This is a genomic window from Finegoldia sp. BIOML-A4 (assembly GCF_009679635.1).
Classification (GTDB): Bacteria; Bacillota; Clostridia; order Tissierellales; family Peptoniphilaceae; genus Finegoldia; species Finegoldia magna.
In genome coordinates this window covers 139,594-155,106 of sequence record NZ_WKZC01000002.1, presented here as the reverse complement: position 1 = coordinate 155,106, position 15,513 = coordinate 139,594, and the positions used below count along the sequence as shown (strand labels likewise).

Below are 15,513 nucleotides of genomic sequence, written 5' to 3'. Positions count from 1 at the left end.
TTACACAATCAAAAAACACCTCATATGAGGTGTTTTGTTTTACTATTTAGCGTCTGGAACTTCTGTAGCAGGATCAGATTTTGTTCCGAATCTTGTTATGATTGTTAGAATCATCATACCTAACAATACGTATTGGTTTACCATGAATGGAAGAATATCTGTTGGTGCAACTTTTCCTGCAGTAAGTCCTGATGCGATTAAGATTTGTGCTCCGTAAGGGATAATTCCTTGCACAACACAGCTTGTTGTATCCAAAAGTGATGCAACACGTGATGGTTTTACGTCGTATTCTTTTGTCATTTCAGCTGCTACTTGACCAGTAATCAAAATAGAAACTGTATTGTTTGCTACAGCAGCGTTTGTAAGTCCAACTAATGTTGCAATTGCAGCTTCAGCACTTTTTTGTCCTTTAACTTTCTTTTTAACTTTCATTATGATCCAATCAATACCACCGTGTTTTCTAACCATGTATGCAAGACCACCAGTAAACATTGATAATAAGAAGATTTCTAATACTCCTGTAAATCCTTCAAAAATTGTTTGTGACAACATAATTGTGTCGAATTTTCCGTAAATCATACCAATTATTCCTGCTAACAATGTACCAGAGAATAATACTAATAATACGTTCATTCCCATTAATGCTGTTACTATTACCAATAGATAAGGAATTACATAAACCAAGTTGTAACTTTCTTTAACCATTGTGATAGTTGTTTCTGGTCTTCCAATGATTGCGAAAATAATTGTAGAAATTATTATTGCTGGGAATGCAAATCTTGAGTTCATTACGAATTTTTGTTTCATTCCTATATTTTGTGTTCTAGTAGCTGCGATTGTTGTATCTGAGATCAATGATAAGTTATCTCCTGCCATTGCTCCACAAATCAAAGCTGCAAGCATTAGTGCTGGATTGATTCCTATTTTTTCTGCAACACCGAAAACTATAGGACCCAATGCTACTACTGATCCTACAGATGAACCAGTCGCAATTGACAAGAATGTAGAAATCAAGAAAATTCCTGGTACCAAGAAGTTTACAGGTACGATTGATAAACTGAAGTTTACAACAGAATCTACAGCACCACTTGCCTTAGTAACTTGAGCAAATGCTCCAGCTAATAAGTAAATAATACACATGATAATTATGTTTTCATCGCCGCAACCTTTTACGAAATCGTCGGCTTTTTCGTTGATAGTTCCTTCAAAAATAATGAATGCTACAGCAACACCAATCATTATAGAAATAGGTGAAGGAATTTGATAAAATGGCATTTCAATTCCACGCATTGCAAGAACTACACCTGATAATACATAGAATAGAACAAACACTACAAGTGGAAGAAGTGCTTTTTTATTTGGTTTCATTTTTTAGCTCCTTTAATCTTTTATAATTTCCGAATTCACGTCCATATTCCATGAACGCATCGATATTTTCCATTTTTGTTCCTTTTGGAATTTGACAACCTGTAGACAACACATATCCACATGGAGAATCGTAACCGATGTCGATACATTCTTTTACAGATTTTTTTACATCTTCAGTATTTCCCAAATACATAACATCTACTGGAGGAACATTTCCTGTAATTACAATGTCATTACCAAGAATTTCCTTAGCTTCCAATAAACTTTCGCAGTTATCCAATGAGAAGTTACCAATTCCAGAATCTTTTAGTAATGGCCACAAATCTTTAGAATCACCACAAATATGCAAACCTGCAGAAGAACCGCAGTATTTTTTAACATCTGCAATATTTCTCTTCAAATATGGAAGTGAAAATTCTTCGAATTGTTTCTTTCGTATCAAAGTAGTACTGGAAACTGGATCGGCAAATCCCATTCCAAATCCTCTACTTCCAACTTCCTTAATGTATTCACCGTTGTTAATAGTGATGATATCCATAATTTTATGAACGGCATCCTTTTTCTTAACCATCCAACGAAGTAAAGTTTCAGTACCCAAAACACTTGCGGCTACAGAGAATGGTCCAGTCATTGCAGCACCGATTGATGCAACATCTCCGACTTGATCTCTGATTTTTTCCAATGCTTCTATCAACACTGGTAGCTTTCCATCTTTTAATGGATTGATGATTTTTAATTTTTCGATATCTTCAACCTTTTTCACAACTGGATCTTTTAATTGTGAAATACTATCTTCTGGATACCAAATTTCAGTTCCCATGGCTTCTGCCATTCCTCTTAAAGTAGTGGACACACTGATGGAATCGTGGTAGAACCTTTTGAACAAAGCTACTTCCGTATCGGCGATTACATCAGAATTTGAATAATAATCCCAAGTTTTATATCCCAAATAGTCACTCATAGTAACACCCATATCAGGAACAACTGGAATTCTGTCCATTTCTTCACCTTTTGAGAAGGCCTCCATTCTCTCCTTTGGAGTCATCTCGTCTTTGAACATATAAATCCTCCTTTTTAAATTTTAAAAATAATTTAATGAATTTGTTGCTATAAATTGCATTATCATTCTATCATAGAAAAATTCAGTCATTTATTGAAATATTTTATAAGTGGTAGTTTTTATTCATTCAAATTAAATAAAAACTTATCAAAATTGATTTATAGATTAAAAATTTTTAATTTTACACAAAAATATTTTTGTGATAATGATTTCTTAATTGATAAAAAGAAATATAAGACAAAAATAATCATGAAAATTTATCGTAACAAAGTATTTACTTTATCGAAAATAGAAACTTAATTTATTTGATTATTCAATAAGTCATTATTATTTGGGCAATATTCAATATCAAATATGTTAAAATAAAAGTGGGTGATAATATGAAAACAATAATAGTGTCGGGTTTTTTAGGTTCAGGTAAGACAACATTTATCAATCACATTCTGGGTTTTTCCAAAAATACTTTGGTATTGGAGAATGAATTTGGAGATGTGAGTATTGATTCCATGTTGATTAAAAACGACGATATAGACGATATAATTGAAATTAATTCGGGATGTATTTGCTGTGGATTGAAGAGCGATTTTAAGGAAATTATTCACAAAATCGACAAAAACCAATTTGAATACATCATAATTGAGCCGACAGGAGTTGCGAAGCTAACGGATATATTGGAAGTTTTGAAAGACGAAGAGAATTTGCAAATACAAAAATGCGTGACAATTGTCGATTGCGACAGCTACATTTGCTTTCACGATGATTTCGGAGAATTTTTCAATGATCAAATCAAAAATGCTGATATAATATACATAACGAATATTGAAAACTTGGAAGAAGAAAAAATCGAAGAAGTGAAGAAGTCAATCGAACAATTTAACAAACATGCAATTATTCATAAGGAAGATTTCAGAAAGATAAATCCTGATGATATTGTAAGTGAATTTTATGATAATAAAAAGCAAGACAAACACGAATGTTGTTGTCACGGACATGGTCACAAATGCTGTGGTAAACACCATCATCACCACGACCACGGTGAACATTCTCACGAGGATTCTAAGTTTAAGACCAATGTTCAAAAAAAATTGAAATTCAATTCAAAAGAAGATTTGGAAAAATTTTTGGATTCAAAAAGTATCGTGAGAGCAAAGGGAAATGTAGAGATTGCAGATAAGAAAGTTTTCGTTAGCAAAACTTTGAGCGGATTAGAAGTATCAGATTCGTTATCTGATAGCGATGATTTTGTAATAATCGAGGTGAATAATGAGTAAAGTTGGAACTTATGATTGTATTGTAATGGAAACTACACCCATCACTGATCCGGGATTATTTGAAGATGCGGACTGTTTGGTAGAACATTTCAAGGATAAGGACTATGCGAGTATTCCGATGTCTTCTACATTAGAATCAGAAGCTATGGGTGCTGTCGCAGAACTTGGAAAAGTCAGCAAGTACAAGTACGATAATGTGGATGATATTGTGATTGATTTTGATTACAATCAAAAACATGTCAAAGCTTTGTTTGAAACAATTGACAAGATGAAGGACGATAAAAGAGTAATTGTTGAGGTAGCTGGTCCATTGGTTATATTAGATAACTTGGCAAGCTCTGAGGTGGTTTTCAGATCTTTTAGGAAAAAACACGATAAAATCGTCGAACTTTATGATGAAATCAGAAAAGCTTTGGTGGAATATATCGAAAAATTGGTTGACAGTGGAATACAATTGATTAGTTTTTCCGATAGTTTGGCGGGGGCTGATATTATTGGTCCTAAGCAAATGCAGTTATATGTGGATGAGTTTTTGATGAAATTTTTGGAAGATATTCAAAACATCGACAAGCCATTTAATTTTCACTTATGCCCAAAATCAACGATGGCGTTGATAAGCTTGGATAAAGCAGAGTTTAAACCTATTGAAAATGACGAAGAACAAAGATACGTAGACTTTTTGTTTGAAGGAGAACACAAGATTTTCGGAGACAGATGTATGAATTTGTCAGATAAGAAATTTAAGAAGATAAATGAGATTTTAATTAGGGGGTAGTATGAATACACAACAAGAATATTTAGATAAAATGGCAGAAATGGTAGTAGAAATGGAAGATGAAGACATCGCTGAGGTGTGCCAAGAATATATAGACAAGGGATTTGATGCTAAACAAGGTATCTTCGACGGACTTATTAAAGGTATGCAACAAGCAAGTAAGCTTTTCGATGAAGAAGAATATTTTATTACAGATATTTTGCTTTGCAGTGATGCAATGTATGCTGGTTTGGACGTTTTACAAAAATACGTAGAAATGAATGACGACGACATACTTGGCGTTGGGGTTATCGGAGTTGTTGAAGGAGATACTCACGATATCGGAAAAAACTTGGTAAAATTGATGATGCAAACTGCAGGATTTAAGATGATTGATTTGGGTCGTGATGTTAAATTACAAAACTTCATCGATGCAGCAGTCGAAAACGATGCTGATTTGATTTGTATGTCAACTTTAATGACAACTACTATGGACAACATGGGTAAAGTTATCGAAATGTTAAAAGAACAAGGTCTTAGAGACAGATTCAAAGTTATGATCGGTGGAGGTCCTATTTCTCAAACATTCGCGGATAAAATCGGCGCAGATTCTTATACTGAAAATGCCGTTGAAGCTGTGGAAGCTGCTAAGAAATTAGTTGGAAAAGATAAGTAGGATAGAAATGATTAACGAAAAAGATAGATTGAAGAATGCTTTAAATCATATTTTCATCGACAGAATTCCTGTGATTTGTCCGGGTGGAATGATGAATATGATATCCAAAGAGCTAATGGAATTGAAAGATATCTATCTTCCAGAAGCTCACTTGGATGCTAGGAAAATGGCTGATTTGGCAAAAGCTATCTACGACGAGAAAATTTTTGAGAATATCGGAGTTCCATTCTGCATGACGATTGAAGCTGAAGATATGGGTTCTGTTGTCGATTTTGGAAATGAAATTTATGAACCACACGTTATTGAATACGCATTCGATAACATCAAAGATTGGGAAAAAATAAAAGATTTCAAGAAAGAAGATTCCAGAAGTGATATCGTGATTGAGGCTATTAAAATCTTGAAGGACGAAGAAAAAAACGCCCCAATTATTGGAAATATCACAGGGCCTGTTAGCACTGCATCATCAATAATGGATTCTGTAAAATACTACAAGGCTCTTAGGAAAGACCCACAAAGAGTTCACGAATTTATGGATTATGTGACAGATCATTTAATAGAATTTGCGAATAGACAAATAGACGCAGGAGCAGATGTTATCGCAGTTTCAGATCCTTCTGGTACTGGTGAAATTATGGGACCTAAATTCTTCAAAGAATTCACTGTACAATATTTGAATAAGTTTTTGGATGGAATCAAAGACGTTCCAAAAATTGTTCACATATGTGGAAGAATGACTCCTGTACTTGATTTGTGCAACGACATTCACTCTGATTGCTTGAGCTTCGACTCAATCGTATCTTTGAAAGATGCGAAGAAAGTTTTGAAGCATCACGTGTTGATGGGCAATGTGTCGACTTATGCGCTTGAATATTCAGACAGTGAAAAAATTCAAAAACTAGCTAAAATATCAGTAAACAACGGATCAAATATCCTGTCTCCAGCTTGTGGAATAGGTATGAGATCGCCACTTGAAAATTTGAAATCAATAATAACAGCATCTAAGAATTACGATTATGAAGATAAGAATTAATAATTTAAATAGAACAATTGAATTAGAAGACGACAAAAGCTACAATTTGATGAATGCTTTGCTTGAAAACGACATCTACATCGATAACTCATGCAATGGTAAGTTAACTTGTGGAAAGTGTAAGATAAAAGTTGTAGAAGGAAATGTCAACGAAATAACTGATACCGAAAAAAGACTTTTGAAAAAAGAAGAAATCGAAAACGGCATCAGACTTTCTTGTGCAGTTACAATGAGTGGAGATGTTATCGTGGAAACATTAAGCGAAAACAGCTCCATTGATGTGCTCGATTCAGGGGACATGCCAGAGTTTGAAAAACAATACAGGGACGGTTACGGGATTTGTGTGGACATTGGTACTACAACTGTGTGCATGAATTTAGTAGATTTGAAAACTGGAGACATCATCGCAAAAAACTCCGCACTTAATGCGCAAACAAAGTACGGCTTGGATGTGCTTACGAGAATTACGTTTGAGTTTGAACATGAAAATGCAGCGAAAATTCTCCAACACAGCATTGTAAGTTCCATGAACAAACTTATTGACAAAATGATTGTCGAATCGAAAATAGACAGAAAAGACATCAAAGAAGTTGACATTGCGGCGAATACTACGATGGTTCATATGCTTTTGGGAGTGGATGCAAGAAGCTTGGGGAAATTCCCGTACAAACCAGTGTTCACTGAAGCAAAGAGTTTGATGTGTGAAGATATTGGACTGAACTTGGACGCAAAATTGTACACTTTGCCCAATGTTTCTGCATATATAGGAGCAGATATTGTAGCAGGTGCTTATGTTACAGATATGAGAAACAGAGAAAATACACTGTTTATAGATATCGGTACAAACGGCGAAATAGTTTTGAAGACTAATGACAAATTGTATTGTTGTTCTTGTGCAGCTGGTCCTGCACTTGAAGGTATGAATATAAAATGCGGAATGAGAGCAGAACAAGGAGCCATCGAAGATGTTGTCATTGACGGGTCAAACGTCAAATTACAAACAATCGGCGACAAGCCAGCAAAAGGAATTTGTGGTAGTGGTATTCTTGCTGTAATCAGTGAAATTGTTAGAAATAAAATCGTCAATAAGAGAGGTAGGATTATCGACCCAAACTCTGTCGATGATTTTAGAAAAGATTTGGTTAGAATTGTGGATAACAAAAGAGAGTTCATGATGACTGATGAACTTGTTATCACGCAATCAGATATCAGACAAGTGCAACTTGCAAAAGGAGCGATACTTTCTGGTTTTATAAAACTTTTGGATGAAGAGGGATTGGATATTTCCGATTTGAACGAATGTATTGTCGCAGGACAATTCGGAAGTCATTTGAAACCATCTTCAATCGTAGGGGTAGGTATTCTGCCTTACGAAATTGAATCCAAAATAAGTTATGTAGGTAATTCATCTTTAATAGGGGCGTACATGTGTTTAATGAACGATAAAATAAAGGAAGAAATGTCCACTCTTGCTGAAGATATGAATTATATAGAATTATCAATGACAAAGGACTATGAAAAAATATTCGCTAAGGCGATGGAATTTCCAAAGGAGAGATGATTATGAAGAAAAAATTATTGGTATTGATGATGCTTGTGTTCTCATTGACAGCTTGTAACGCTGACAAAGATAAGGCCCAAGAGCCACAAAAAACAGAACAAACACAAGAACAAGCAAAAACAGACGAAAACAAAACAGAAGAAAAAGCATCTGAGAGTGAAGCTACTAAGGTTTCAATCGTTGTAATGGATGAAGTTAACAACAAGGAAATCTTAAAAGAAGATGCAGAAATCAAAAAAGATGAAAACTTGCAATCTTACCTTGAAAAAAATCACAAAGCAGTTTTTGAAAAAGGTATGATGACTGAATTAGAAGGCGTAAAACAAGATCCAGCTAAGAAACAATACTGGATGTACTATGTTAACGATAAAATGGCAGAAGTTGGAATCGGCGATTACAAAGTTAACGAAAATGACAAGATAGAATTTAAATTTCAAGAAATGAAATAATGAAAACTAGTGATTTGACTAGAATTGCAATATTATCAGCAGTGTGCATCCTGACAAGAATTTATTTGAATATAATTCCGAATGTAAAAATCTTGTCGGATGTCATACTGATACTTGCAATTGAAAAAAACCTAAAAGAGTCACTATTTGTAAATGCAGTCACGATGGTAGTCACAAGTTTTGTGCTTGGATTTGGAATATGGGTTTTGTTCCAAGTGGTAGACTTTTTCATCTTGGCTGTATTTAACTATGCAATTTTCAATGTTTTTAAATTGAAAAAAACATTGGTAACGAAAACTATCGCATTGTCTGTGTCAGGATTTTTGTATGGACTTATAATCACGTTGATGGAATGTATGACTGTCATGGGAATGAATGTATTCATTGCAAGATACATGACATCAATTCCGTTCGATATCAACCATATGATAGGAAATGCTGTGATATATATTTTTCTGATATACAAATTAGAAGACTATATTACAGGCAAGAAAAAAATCATGAATTAAAATTAAAAAAAATATTTCATAGAGTTTAAATTGCAAACAGTATTAAACTTAGATGATATAACAACATCAAATTGATAATGGAGGGATTATTTATGAATTTAAGAAAAAAATTATTGGCTGGATTTTTATGTCTAGCGATAGTAGGATTAGCTGGCTGTTCACAAAAAGCAGACGATAAAAAACAAGAATCTAACAAAACTAAAACAACTGAACAAGCTAAAACAGAAGAAAACAAAACAGAAGAAAAGAAAGCTGACGAAGTAAACGGCGTTTCTTTGGATAATCCAATCAAGGTTGACAAAGAAGCTAAGAAAATTACAGTATTATCTTCAGTTAACGGAAAATACTTCACAGAAAACACAAGACATGCTTCTGTAAATACTGACGGTAGTAACGGAGCAAAATCAGTTCTTACTGCTTATGCTACTCCAGATGATTTCTACAACGCATTAATCGAAATTGGTGCAAAACCTGGTGAAAATATGACTCCAGATAATGCAGCTGAAACTCACGTTGAAGGATCTAAAATAGGTGCTACTGTAACTTGGGAAGGCGCTGGAAAAGATTACGACATTAACGAAGTAATAACAGATAGCAATGGAAAGAAAATTGATTTTAGATTTGGTGGAAACTTAGAAAGAGCAAAAAACAAAAAAACAGGTTGCTTAACTTGCTTGGACTCTTGTCCAGTAGGAATTATTTCTAATACAACTTACACTAATGGAGCTGTAGAAAAGAGAAACGAAGTTAAATTTACTGGTAACCCTGATGTTCTTCCAGAAGATGGAACTTATGTAGCTGTAACTTATACTCTAGAAGATTAATAGAGGTATCAAGTGAAAAAGTTAAGGGCGATATTTTATTATTTAACTACGGGCGTAGCCATCGGGGTTTTAAGTTGTCTACTTTTGTTATTCAACGTAAATTTTGAGATGATGGTTAGCCAGCAGCTAGTAATGTTTATCTTTACGGCTTTTGGATTGATACTAGGAATTGCTTATACAAATATCAACAGATATGTATTCTTTGCTTTGGAAGCGGCGATATTCTTAATTGCACTAATAGGTGGGAAAACTCAAAGTCTTATCTACATTGTAAAAGAGTTTATAATGTATCATGGACCAGTTAAGAATATTTTCATTCCTACAATCGCAGTTATCGTAATTGTTAACTTAATCAACCTCTATATAGTTCTTACTCAGAAAAAATATCAAAAGTATTATAGTAGAGAAGAACGTAAAGCTATGAGAGAAGAAGAAGTTAAACTTAGCGATTTAAGAGAAGAAAAAACACCTGAAGAAATCGCAGAACTCAAACACAAGAGAAAAATCCAAAGAATTATCGCATTGGCAATCATTGGAATTTTATTGGGATTGTATTTCTTTGTACCTTCAGTTAAAGCTAAAACTAATGAAGCTTTCTCTACGATTTCAAAATTAGATACTGATGTAGTTGTAGCATATTTGAGATCTTACGGAAAACAAGCAGCAGTTGTATCATTTATTTTGATGGTTCTTCAATCAATTGCGGCCCCTATTCCAGCATTCTTGATTACTTTATCAAATGCTGCAATATTTGGATGGGTTAAGGGAGCTATGCTTTCTTGGTCATCAGCGATGGCAGGAGCTGCACTTTGCTTTTTCTTAGCGAGAGCTTTAGGAAGAGATGCTGTTGAAAGACTAACAAGCAAAGGTGCTATGGAAAGTGTTGACGTATTTTTCGAAAGATACGGAAAATATGCAATATTAATTTGTAGACTTTTACCATTCGTTTCATTCGACTTTGTAAGTTATGGTGCAGGTCTTACTAACATGGGATTCTGGTCATTTTTCATAGCGACTGGAATTGGGCAACTACCTGCAACAATTGTTTATTCATACGTTGGAGGAACATTGACTGGTGGAGCGCAAAAACTTTTCTTGGGTCTTTTGACATTGTTTGCATTATCAATCATGATTGGTATAGCTAAGAAAGTTTACAACGACAAACAAAAGAAAAAGGGCGGAAAAGTAGTAGAATAAAATTATAATCATAGGTCATTGATGTGGCCTATGATTTTTTTGTGCAAAATTTAGTTTTTAGAGTAAAATTTATCACTTTATTTTGATAATGAAATAAATAAATTTGACAATAAAACTTTTTAGAATTAAAATTTAATTATGAAATCATTTTCTATAAAGATATAGAAATACATAGGAGGATATTTTGAATAAGAAATTTAAGGACGTCATTATCGTAGGATTTGCATTATTTGCAATATTCTTTGGCGCAGGAAACCTGATTTTTCCACCTTATTTAGGAGTGCTTTCGGGAACTGAGTACAAAAAGGCGATGCTAGGATTTTTGTTGACAGACCCTGTACTACCTGTACTTGGCGTAATCATCACCGCTAAGCTGGGTGGAGGAGCAGAAGATCTTGGAAAAAGAGTCGGGAATAAATTTGCTAAGATTCTTGGAACCGTTACCATATTAACCATTGGACCGCTTTTTGCAATTCCTAGAACTGCAGCGACAACTCACGAAGTTTTTGTGTCGAAAGTTTTTCCAGGAACTCCAGAATGGGTAACAGCATTAATATTTTTCACGTTGACTGCGATTTTTGTATTTAACGAAACGGGAGTTATCGATAAAATAGGGAAGTATTTGACGCCAGGATTGGTAGTTATTTTATTAGTTATTATAGGTAAGTGTATCGTAGATCCTATTGGTGTTATGAATATTGCAACCGAAAATCAGATATTTATGAAAGGATTTGCAGAAGGATATCAAACCATGGATGCTCTTGGAGCAGCGCTTATGACAGGGATTGTAGTTTCAGATTTGAAAAGAAAAGGATATGTCAACGACGAAGAAAGACTGAAGCTTGTCAAGTGGGTTGGACTTGTGGCATTTGTTTTATTGGCGATTATTTACGGTGGATTGATTTATGTTGGGGCGACTGCATCCAAGATTTACACAGTTCAAAACACAAGAGTGGACATACTACTTGGAACTGTTCAAAATATTTTAGGTTCAGCTGGTAAAATAGCCATAGGAATTGCGGTGTCATTGGCATGTTTGACTACATCAGTTGGGCTCAGTGCGATTGCCGGAGATTTCTTCTCGAATATTACAAAAGACAAATTGGGCTACAAACCAATTGTTTTGGCAACAGTTGTGATTTCTGGTGTGCTTTCACTTGTTGGGGTTGAAGCGCTTATTAAAGCAGCAGTTCCAATACTGTCGACAGTTTATCCTATAATTATGGTACTTATTTTTTTAGGAATTTTCGAAGAACATATCAAATACGATTTGATATACACAGGGGCAGTGCTTGCGACATTTGTAGTGAGTTTCGTAGAAGTTTTGAATCAAAATTTTAAAATTTTACAAGGTTTTACGGATGCAATCAAAACTCTTCCTCTAAGTTCTGTTGGATTTGAATGGTTGTTACCGGCGATTGTTACGGGGGCAGTGTTTGGAATAATTGCTTATATCCAAGATAAAAAGAAATTAGCATAGACGAAAAATTTCAGCATAAAGTTGTTCTTTGTGCTGATTTTTTTGACAAATTTGCAGAATTTAGAGATTTTATAATTAATTTTGCACTTTGTTTACAAACTTTTTACACAATAATGATTGATTAATTATATAATAAAGATAGAAATAAAATTTATGGAGGATTTTATGGGAAACCTTATAGAGGTCAGAGGTCTTGTAAAAAAATACAAGGAACTTACTGCGGTCGACAATTTAGATTTGGACGTGAAAAAAGGAGAAATTCTGGGACTACTTGGTCCAAACGGTAGTGGGAAATCCACGACTATCAATTGCATATTGTCGCTATTGAAAAAAGATTCTGGAAGTGTGAAGATTTTTGGAAAAGAAATGTCTGCTGATGCTTATGATATCAAAAAAAGGATTGGCGTGGTGTTTCAAGATGTCGCAGTGTATGATGAGTTGACTGTCTACGAAAACATCGACTACTTCTGCGGACTGTACATACAAGACAAATCTGAAAGAAGTAAGCTTGTGAAAAGAGCGTTGGATTTGGTAAGTCTGAATGATTTTGTGAAGTTTAAACCGAAAAAATTATCCGGAGGTTTACTAAGAAGGCTTAACATAGCTTGTGGAATTGCACATAAACCTGAGCTAATTATCCTAGATGAGCCGACTGTTGCTGTTGATCCGCAATCTAGAAATAGTATTTTGGAAGGCATAAAAAAACTAAACGAAGATGGCTCAACGATAATTTATACATCGCATTATATGGATGAAGTTGATTTCTTGTGTGATAATATCGTGATAATTGACAAGGGCAAAGTCATTGCAAAGGGCTCATCGGAACAACTCAAAGATATGATTGAAATGAACGAGAAGATAAGCTTCACAGCGAAAGAATTAAATGAAGATGTGATATCTCAAATCAAAACTCTTCCACATTTGATGAATTTTGAAAATAAGGACGGCAATGTTAAGTTGAATTTTTCTCATGGAGATGGGTATTTAATGAAGTTGATTAAACTTTTGGATGAAAACAACATTAACTACAGTTCTTTGAATGTCGAAAAGCCAAGTCTTAACGATGTTTTCTTGGAATTAACGGGCAAAGATTTGAGGGATTGATATGTTTCTACATTCATTTAAAAATACTTTTAAGTTACTTTTGAGACAAAAAGCTATGCTTTTTTGGGCGCTGATGTTTCCGATTGTTCTGGGGATTTTTTTCAAATTAGCATTTGGAAATATCAATGAAAATAGTAAATTCAAAACCATTGATGTAGCTGTTAATGAAACTCTTATGCAAGACGACAATTTCAAAAACTTCATGAATGAGATGGAAGATGAGAAATATTTCAAGGTTGTAGAATCAAAAAACGAAGATATATTGAATACTAACGAAGATGTAAAAGCGTACATTGATTCGATGGATAAAATCTACACAAAAAAATCTGGGATTTCTGAGACAATCGTCGAAACTATTATGAATTCATATTCTCAAAAAGTATCCATGATAACTAAGATAATGCAGAAAAATCCGACGGCTGATATCGGGAAAATCTTAAATGTAGACGATCACATCAAAGACGTTTCAAGAAAAAACATGAATCCTGTGAATGTGTTTTTCTACACGCTTTTAGGAATGACGACGATTTACGGATATATGTGGGGCCTTTTCGTTAGCTTCCAATACGAAGCGAACTTATCTACAAACGCAAAGCGTAACGCAGTTTCTCCAACTAAAAAAAGCGTAATGCTTTCTGCATCGGTTCTTGTCAGCTGGATTATCAATTTTGCAATCACAGTTTTATTTATCGCATATTTGAAATACGCACTTGGAGTTGAATTCGGAGATAGAATTGGGGCGATAATAGGACTTGCAAGTATTTCATCTTTTTGTGGAGTTGCTTTTGGCATCTTAATTGGAGTATCCAACAAAAAAAGTCTAGATACAAAAATCGGAATGGGAATCGCTATTACGATGCTTATGTCTTTTTTAGCGGGAATGATGGTTCCAGAAATAAAAGTAATCATCGCAGAGAAGCTTCCCATTATCAACAAAATAAATCCTGTTGCTGTTGTTACAGATGCGGTGTATTCGTTGTATTATTACGATTCGATGGCACGATTTAACAAAGATATCATTAATCTTTTGATAATTACGGTTGTATTTGTCGTAGCGTCACTATTTTTCATGAGAGGTAAAGAGTATGAGAGTCTTTAAAAATTATTTTAAAATCACATGGGCACACAAAACTCCTATACTTTTGTACACGATAATATTTTTCGTATTGATGAGCTTTGCGACAAAAAACACGACACAAACTTCCTACAAACCCGTTGATGTAAATATTTATGTGCAAGACAAAGCGAATACTAAACTGTCCAAATCTTTGTATGATTATTTGGACAAGAACGCTAAGATAAAAACAATGGATGAAACAATCGTAGACGACAAACTTTTCTACGATATTATCAACGCAGCTGTAATAATTCCAGAGGATTTCGACACAACAAAACAAGTTTTATACAAAGTCGCTCCTAATAATGCTTATGCGATGGATATCAAAGAAAAGATAAATATTTATCTGAGCCAAGTAAGTTCCTACGAAAAAAGTGGATTTACTGAAGACGAGGCTATAAAAAACGCGAATGAGGATTTGGATAAAAAAATTGATGTTAGCATTAAAGAGGGAAGTGTAAATTCCAAAAAAGATAAAGCTAAATTCTACTTTAACTTTTTAAATTACCTGCTACTTGCACAAGTGATATTAGTCGTTTCAAATATCGCTTTGGTCTACAAAAAGCAGCCGATTCTTATGAGAAACAACGTATCACCATGTCCAAGAACTAGAATTAATATGGAGTTGATGCTGGGGCATATCGTCACAGGACTTGTGTTCTGGTTAATTTACATGATATTGTTCTGTGTTTTGTACAAATACGATTTTACAAAGACTCACATCAATCTAATGATGCTTAATTCGTTTGTATTCACGATATCTGTGGTGTCGATGGCTGTGATGATATCAAATGTAATCAAAAATTCTAACACAGTTCAAGGAGTAATGAACATCGTCTCACTCGGATCATCATTTTTATGTGGCGCATTTGTTCCACAAGAATTACTAGGGAAAACTGCTCTTACAATAGGTAGAATTTTTCCAGGATTTTACTATATTAAAAACAATGAAATTTTAGAAGAATTTCCTGAAATTTCAAAAATATTGCCGAATCTTTTGATTATATTAGGATTTAGCGTAGTATTTATAGTGATTTCTGTTTTGGCAAAACCAAAGGGCAATGATAATATCAACAAATAAAAATAAGGCTATGAGTTGTATGCTCATAG

15 protein-coding genes are annotated in these 15,513 nt (G+C 34.1%); 13 read left to right on the top strand and 2 right to left on the bottom strand.

All coding sequences use genetic code 11. The features are described 5' to 3' along the window. Positions 1-42: 42 nt before the first annotated feature. Together GKG01_RS03105 and GKG01_RS03100 are read right to left on the bottom strand one after the other, a co-directional pair. Positions 43-1,368: a Na+/H+ antiporter NhaC family protein gene (locus tag GKG01_RS03105; protein WP_154271449.1), complete on the bottom strand. Its 1,326-nt coding sequence runs from the start codon at positions 1,366-1,368 to the stop codon at positions 43-45. Then, on the bottom strand, positions 1,355-2,428 hold the full coding sequence (locus tag GKG01_RS03100; protein WP_154271447.1) for a uroporphyrinogen decarboxylase family protein: 1,074 nt from the start codon (positions 2,426-2,428) through the stop codon (positions 1,355-1,357). Before GKG01_RS03100 ends, GKG01_RS03105 begins: the two co-directional genes overlap by 14 nt. Before the next feature lie 380 nt (positions 2,429-2,808). On the opposite strand from GKG01_RS03100, the gene GKG01_RS03095 reads away from it, so the two are divergent. The 13 genes from GKG01_RS03095 to GKG01_RS03035 all read left to right on the top strand — a co-directional run bounded on the left by GKG01_RS03095 (position 2,809) and on the right by GKG01_RS03035 (position 15,484). Further along, positions 2,809-3,699 carry a GTP-binding protein gene (locus GKG01_RS03095; RefSeq protein WP_154271445.1) on the top strand — a complete coding sequence of 297 codons (891 nt, stop codon included), beginning with the start codon at positions 2,809-2,811 and terminating at the stop codon, positions 3,697-3,699. Next, positions 3,692-4,474: a uroporphyrinogen decarboxylase family protein gene (locus tag GKG01_RS03090; protein ID WP_154271443.1), complete on the top strand. Its 783-nt coding sequence runs from the start codon at positions 3,692-3,694 to the stop codon at positions 4,472-4,474. The genes GKG01_RS03095 and GKG01_RS03090 overlap by 8 nt, the downstream gene beginning before the upstream one ends. Position 4,475: 1 nt before the next feature. Further along, complete coding sequence (locus tag GKG01_RS03085) at positions 4,476-5,129, top strand: corrinoid protein (protein WP_094204159.1); 654 nt, start codon at positions 4,476-4,478, stop codon at positions 5,127-5,129. 7 nt (positions 5,130-5,136) lie between these two features. Next, the gene (locus GKG01_RS03080; protein WP_094208156.1) at positions 5,137-6,162 is read left to right on the top strand and encodes an MtaA/CmuA family methyltransferase; all 1,026 of its coding nucleotides are present in this window, start codon (positions 5,137-5,139) and stop codon (positions 6,160-6,162) included. Next, the gene (locus GKG01_RS03075; protein ID WP_094207605.1) at positions 6,146-7,723 is read left to right on the top strand and encodes an ASKHA domain-containing protein; all 1,578 of its coding nucleotides are present in this window, start codon (positions 6,146-6,148) and stop codon (positions 7,721-7,723) included. Before GKG01_RS03080 ends, GKG01_RS03075 begins: the two co-directional genes overlap by 17 nt. Positions 7,724-7,725: 2 nt before the next feature. Next, positions 7,726-8,172 (top strand): DUF4430 domain-containing protein, encoded by a 447-nt coding sequence (locus GKG01_RS03070; RefSeq protein WP_225559912.1) that lies wholly within the window; start codon positions 7,726-7,728, stop codon positions 8,170-8,172. Then, on the top strand, positions 8,172-8,681 hold the full coding sequence (locus GKG01_RS03065) for a hypothetical protein (RefSeq protein WP_002835680.1): 510 nt from the start codon (positions 8,172-8,174) through the stop codon (positions 8,679-8,681). The genes GKG01_RS03070 and GKG01_RS03065 overlap by 1 nt, the downstream gene beginning before the upstream one ends. 92 nt (positions 8,682-8,773) lie before the next feature. Further along, positions 8,774-9,505, top strand: a complete 732-nt coding sequence (locus tag GKG01_RS03060) for a YdjY domain-containing protein (protein ID WP_094207604.1) — start codon at positions 8,774-8,776, stop codon at positions 9,503-9,505. A gap of 12 nt (positions 9,506-9,517) precedes the next feature. Continuing rightward, entirely contained in the window at positions 9,518-10,702 is a 1,185-nt protein-coding gene (locus tag GKG01_RS09300) for a TVP38/TMEM64 family protein (RefSeq protein ID WP_242428114.1), read from the top strand. Between the two features lie 184 nt (positions 10,703-10,886). After that, positions 10,887-12,182 carry a branched-chain amino acid transport system II carrier protein gene (brnQ, locus tag GKG01_RS03050; RefSeq protein ID WP_154271441.1) on the top strand — a complete coding sequence of 432 codons (1,296 nt, stop codon included), beginning with the start codon at positions 10,887-10,889 and terminating at the stop codon, positions 12,180-12,182. A 165-nt stretch (positions 12,183-12,347) separates the two neighbouring features. Then, complete coding sequence (locus GKG01_RS03045) at positions 12,348-13,286, top strand: ABC transporter ATP-binding protein (protein ID WP_154271438.1); 939 nt, start codon at positions 12,348-12,350, stop codon at positions 13,284-13,286. Between the two features lies 1 nt (position 13,287). Continuing rightward, complete coding sequence (locus GKG01_RS03040; RefSeq protein WP_154271436.1) at positions 13,288-14,385, top strand: ABC transporter permease; 1,098 nt, start codon at positions 13,288-13,290, stop codon at positions 14,383-14,385. Further along, on the top strand, positions 14,372-15,484 hold the full coding sequence (locus GKG01_RS03035) for an ABC transporter permease (protein WP_154271434.1): 1,113 nt from the start codon (positions 14,372-14,374) through the stop codon (positions 15,482-15,484). The genes GKG01_RS03040 and GKG01_RS03035 overlap by 14 nt, the downstream gene beginning before the upstream one ends. Positions 15,485-15,513: the final 29 nt, after the last annotated feature.

Excerpts from the sequence above, each read along its gene's own strand:
- GKG01_RS03085 (WP_094204159.1), top strand. The coding sequence starts at position 4,476 with ATGAATACACAACAAGAATATTTAGATAAAATGGCAGAAATGGTAGTA.
- GKG01_RS03095 (WP_154271445.1), top strand. The coding sequence starts at position 2,809 with ATGAAAACAATAATAGTGTCGGGTTTTTTAGGTTCAGGTAAGACAACA.
- GKG01_RS03080 (WP_094208156.1), top strand. The coding sequence starts at position 5,137 with ATGATTAACGAAAAAGATAGATTGAAGAATGCTTTAAATCATATTTTC.
- GKG01_RS03045 (WP_154271438.1), top strand. The coding sequence starts at position 12,348 with ATGGGAAACCTTATAGAGGTCAGAGGTCTTGTAAAAAAATACAAGGAA.
- GKG01_RS03100 (WP_154271447.1), bottom strand. The coding sequence starts at position 2,428 with ATGTTCAAAGACGAGATGACTCCAAAGGAGAGAATGGAGGCCTTCTCA.
- GKG01_RS03035 (WP_154271434.1), top strand. The coding sequence starts at position 14,372 with ATGAGAGTCTTTAAAAATTATTTTAAAATCACATGGGCACACAAAACT.
- GKG01_RS03105 (WP_154271449.1), bottom strand. The coding sequence starts at position 1,368 with ATGAAACCAAATAAAAAAGCACTTCTTCCACTTGTAGTGTTTGTTCTA.
- GKG01_RS03065 (WP_002835680.1), top strand. The coding sequence starts at position 8,172 with ATGAAAACTAGTGATTTGACTAGAATTGCAATATTATCAGCAGTGTGC.
- GKG01_RS03075 (WP_094207605.1), top strand. The coding sequence starts at position 6,146 with ATGAAGATAAGAATTAATAATTTAAATAGAACAATTGAATTAGAAGAC.
- GKG01_RS03040 (WP_154271436.1), top strand. The coding sequence starts at position 13,288 with ATGTTTCTACATTCATTTAAAAATACTTTTAAGTTACTTTTGAGACAA.
- GKG01_RS03060 (WP_094207604.1), top strand. The coding sequence starts at position 8,774 with ATGAATTTAAGAAAAAAATTATTGGCTGGATTTTTATGTCTAGCGATA.
- GKG01_RS03070 (WP_225559912.1), top strand. The coding sequence starts at position 7,726 with ATGAAGAAAAAATTATTGGTATTGATGATGCTTGTGTTCTCATTGACA.
- GKG01_RS03090 (WP_154271443.1), top strand. The coding sequence starts at position 3,692 with ATGAGTAAAGTTGGAACTTATGATTGTATTGTAATGGAAACTACACCC.